At 69.1% G+C, this 4,058-nt stretch carries 3 protein-coding genes; 1 reads left to right on the top strand and 2 read right to left on the bottom strand.

Annotation, left to right across the window (positions count from 1 at the left end; all coding sequences use genetic code 11):
* On the bottom strand, positions 1-658 hold a 658-nt coding region (locus KUTG_RS61985), incomplete at its 3' end, for a DNA translocase FtsK 4TM domain-containing protein (RefSeq protein WP_043723016.1).
* Positions 659-731: 73 nt separating this feature from the next.
* Between KUTG_RS61985 and KUTG_RS35155 the strand changes: the two genes are divergently transcribed.
* A complete protein-coding gene (locus KUTG_RS35155; RefSeq protein ID WP_232241143.1) occupies positions 732-1,646 on the top strand; it encodes an EamA family transporter in 915 nt (304 codons plus the stop codon).
* A gap of 553 nt (positions 1,647-2,199) precedes the next feature.
* On the opposite strand, the gene KUTG_RS35150 is transcribed toward KUTG_RS35155, so the two are convergent.
* The gene (locus KUTG_RS35150) at positions 2,200-3,897 is read right to left on the bottom strand and encodes a ribonuclease J (RefSeq protein WP_043723015.1); all 1,698 of its coding nucleotides are present in this window, start codon (positions 3,895-3,897) and stop codon (positions 2,200-2,202) included.
* Between the last annotated feature and the right edge of the window lie 161 nt (positions 3,898-4,058).

Here is a 4,058-nt window from a genome sequence, read left to right as displayed (position 1 = left end):
CCGGTTGGGCACCTCGCGGATGGGCGTGCCGGTCAGCAGCAGCACTGCCGTACACGGCGACGAGCCCGAGCAGCGGCACGGCGACCCAGCCGGTGAGGCCCTGAGCCAGGAAATGCCCGGCCAGCCAGCCGATCGCGCCGCCGGCACTGCCGCTCTCCGAAGCGAGTTCCGGCGCGCCGAAGAACAGGTGCAGCAGCCCGAGCACGGCCACCCCGAGCAGGATCATGCCGAAGACGATGCGCGGCCGGGCCTCGGGCAGCGGGTCGGAGCGCATGAGCACGATGCCGATGAACAGCAGCACGAGCGGCAGCACGTAGGCGGCACCGCCGATGACGCTGCGCACGGCCAGGTCGAGCCAGCCGCCGACGGGCCCCCCGGCCTGCCACCAGACGCCGGCGGCGAAGATCACGCCGAGGCCGATCATCACCAGTCCGAGGCCGTCACGGCGGTGCGCGGGATCGAGCTCCTTGGTTCGGCCGACGGTGCGGGCCAGCCCCCCGATGCCCTTGGCGAAGAAGCCCCAGCCGACCTTCGCCGGCGCGGAGCCTGACCTGCGTGACGCGGGGGCCTTGCCCCTCGGCTTGCTGGCGGGGCGGGGCTTGGACGTGCTTCTCCCGCGCGCTGGGGTCCGCTTCGAAGTCGTCGTCCGGCCGGCCATGCCCCCTACGGTAGCCCTTTCACTTCCGTCACATACGTCACGGCGGGGCAAGTCGCTGATCAACACTGGCCCGGTGACGACTGCCCGACTCCGTGCCACCATCGCCAGCCTGCTCTCGGCCGTCGCCTTCGGCTTCTCCGGCCTGCCGGCCAAGGTCGCCTACGACGCCGGTTTCACGCCGCTCCAGGTCACCGCGGTGCGCATCGTGCTGACGGCGATCGTGCTGCTGGCCTTCGTGGTCCCGTTCGCCGGCCTGCCCAAGCTGACCGAGTGGCGGCTGGTCCTGGGGTACGCGCTCCTCGGCGTGATCGGCAGCCCGCTGCTGTACTTCGTGGCGGTGTCGCGGATCCCGGTCGGTGTGGCGATGGTGCTGGAGTTCCTCGCGCCCGTGCTGGTGGCGCTGTGGATCCGGTTCGTGCGGCGGACGCGGCTGCCGGCGTCGATGTGGTGGGGCACCGTGCTGGCCCTGATCGGCCTGGCGATGATCGCCCAGCTCTTCGACGGCGTCAGCTTCGACCTGGTCGGCACCCTGGCCGGCCTGGGCGCGGCCGTCGGCACGGCGGCGTACTACCTGCTGGGCGAGCACGCCGCCCGCGACGGCGATCCGATGGCCCTGACCACGGGCGGCATGGTCGTCGGCGCGGTGCTGATCAGCCTGGTCAGCCCGCCGCGGGCGTGGCCGTGGCATGCCATGGCGACACCGACGGCGCTCGGCCCGGTGTGGCTGGCCCTGCTGCTGTTGGCCGTGGTCAGCACGGCTTTCGCCTACATCGCCGGCATCCTGGCGCTACGTCACCTGCCGTCGGCGGCCGCCTCCGTGCTGGGCCTGGTGGAGCCGCTGGTCGCCACGTTGGCGGCGTGGCTGATCCTCGACCAGGTGCTCAACGTCGTGCAGATCGTCGGCGCGGCTGTGTTGCTGGCCGGCGCCGCCATCGTGCAGATCGCCGCCGGCCGCCGCATCGAACCCGACACCCCGCCGACGCTGTGACCCCCCGTCATGCAGGGAAGGACGCCTTACCCGCGTTCACGACCCTTTGCGCTACGTTGCTTGATTGCAGGGTTAAGTTACGCAGGGCGAGCAACTATAAGTTCGTCCGCCTTTACCGGTTAATCCGCCGCTCAAATCCGGGCCCCGTAAGTCTGGAATCGAAACAAAGCGATAGCCAACCGAGCGAGGTTCTACAACCGGTTCTCGCCGGGCTAGCAAATACTAGTATATCAGGTTCAATTTAGTTTATTTTAGTGGACGTGGCCGAGGACCTGTTCTTAGGATCTCTTTCGCATGGTAAAGGTACGCACCTACGCCTAAGCTACGGTGTAGCGCCTAGACTTCCCGGAGGTACTCACCGACACTCGGCAGTACACGTTTCCGCTCTTGACTCCAAGTGATCTTGTACGTAACGCATATCAAACCCCTAATTCGTTGTAATAAAGGACGTTTTTAAAGTAGTATCTGTGTACTACGGCTCAGATGATGGTTAGTTTGGTACTGATTGGCGTCATCGTACGTAGCTGCCAACCTTCGTATCCCTGCATGAACGTCAGACCGGGATGACGGTGGGGATGATCATCGGGCGGCGACGGTAGGTCTCGGCGACCCAGCGGCCGACGACGCGGCGGACGGACTGGGCGATGCGGTGGGTGTCGGTGATGCCCTCCGACTCCGTCCGGGACAGCTCCATCTCCACCAGCGGCACGACCTGGTCGAGCGCCTTGGGGTCGTCGGAGAAGCCGCGGCCGGAGATGGTCGGCGGGGCGACGGCGCGGCCGGTGGCGGTCTCCACGGCGACGGTGATGCTGATGAAGCCGCCCTCGCCCAGCACGAGCCGGTCGGACAGGGTGGACTCGCCGACGTCGCCGACGGACAGGCCGTCGACGTACACGTGCCCGACCTCGACCCGGCCGGAGATGGCGGCCTTGCCGTCGATCAGGTCGACGACCACGCCGTCCTCGGCGATGATCACCTGCTCGGCGGCCACGCCGGTGCGGATGGCCAGCTCGGCGTTGGCCCGCAGGTGCTTCCACTCGCCGTGCACGGGCATGACGTTGCTGGGCCGCACCGCGTTGTACAGAAACAGCAGCTCGCCGGCGGCGGCGTGGCCGGACACGTGCACCTTGGCGTTGCCCTGGTGCATTACGTTGGCGCCGAGCCGGACCAGGCCGTTGACCACGCCGAACACCGCGGTCTCGTTGCCGGGGATCATGGAGCTGGCCAGCACGACGGTGTCGCCGGAGCGGATGGAGATCTGGCGGTGCTCGCCGCGGGCCATCCGGGACAGCGCCGACAGCGGCTCGCCCTGCGACTCGGTGGAGACGAACAGCACCTCGCCCTCGGGCATCAGCATCGCCGCGTCCAGGTCGACGAACAGCCCGTCGGGCACGTGCAGCAGCCCCAGGTCGGCGGCGATGCCCATGTTGCGGACCATGGACCGGCCGACCAGGGCGACCTTGCGGCCGTGCTTCACGGCGACGTCGAGGATCTGCTGCACCCGGTGCACGTGGCTGGCGAAGCAGGCCACGATGACGCGCTGGGTGGCCTTGCGGATCACCTGGTCCAGCACGGGGCCGATCTCGCGCTCGGGCGTGACGAAGCCGGGCACCTCGGCGTTGGTGGAGTCGACCAGGAACAGGTCGACGCCCTCGTCGCCGAGCCGGTGGAAGCCGGCCAGGTCGGTGAGGCGGCCGTCCAGCGGCAGCTGGTCCAGCTTGATGTCGCCGGTGTGCAGCACCAGGCCGGCCGCGGTGCGAATGGCGATGGCCAGCGCGTCCGGGATCGAGTGGTTGACGGCGAAGTACTCCAGCTCGAACGGCCCGTGCTGGGTGCGCTCGCCCTCGACCACCTCGTGCAGCACCGGGGTGAGGCGGTGCTCCCGGCACTTGGCGGCCAGCAGCGCGAGCGTGAACTTGGAGCCGATCACCGGTACGTCGGGCCGGTTGCGCAGCAGGAACGGCGCGGCCCCGATGTGGTCCTCGTGGCCGTGCGTGAGCACGATGGCCTCGATGTCGTCGAGGCGGTCCTCGATGGCCCGGAAGTCGGGCAGGATCAGGTCGACGCCGGGCTGCATGTCCTCGGGGAACAGCACGCCGCAGTCCACGACGAGCAGCCGGCCGGCGTGCTCGAAGACGGTCATGTTCCGGCCGACCTCGCCGATGCCGCCGAGCGCGACGATGCGCAGGCCACCGTCGGCCAGCGGCGGCGGGTTGTTGCTCGGCCGCGACGGGATGATCACGTCGGTCACGCGGACACCTCCAGGCCGACGGCGCGCAGCACGTCGGCGAGCGTTTCGGTCTGTTCGGGGGTCGCGGCCGGCAGCGGCAGCCGCGGATCGCCCACCTCGACGCCGGTCAGCCGCAGAGCGGTCTTGGCGAAGCTCACGCCGCCGCCGATGGCGGACATGGC

Source organism: Kutzneria sp. 744 (assembly GCF_000568255.1).
Classification (GTDB): Bacteria; Actinomycetota; Actinomycetes; order Mycobacteriales; family Pseudonocardiaceae; genus Kutzneria.
This window is presented reverse-complemented; position numbering and strand designations above follow the sequence as displayed.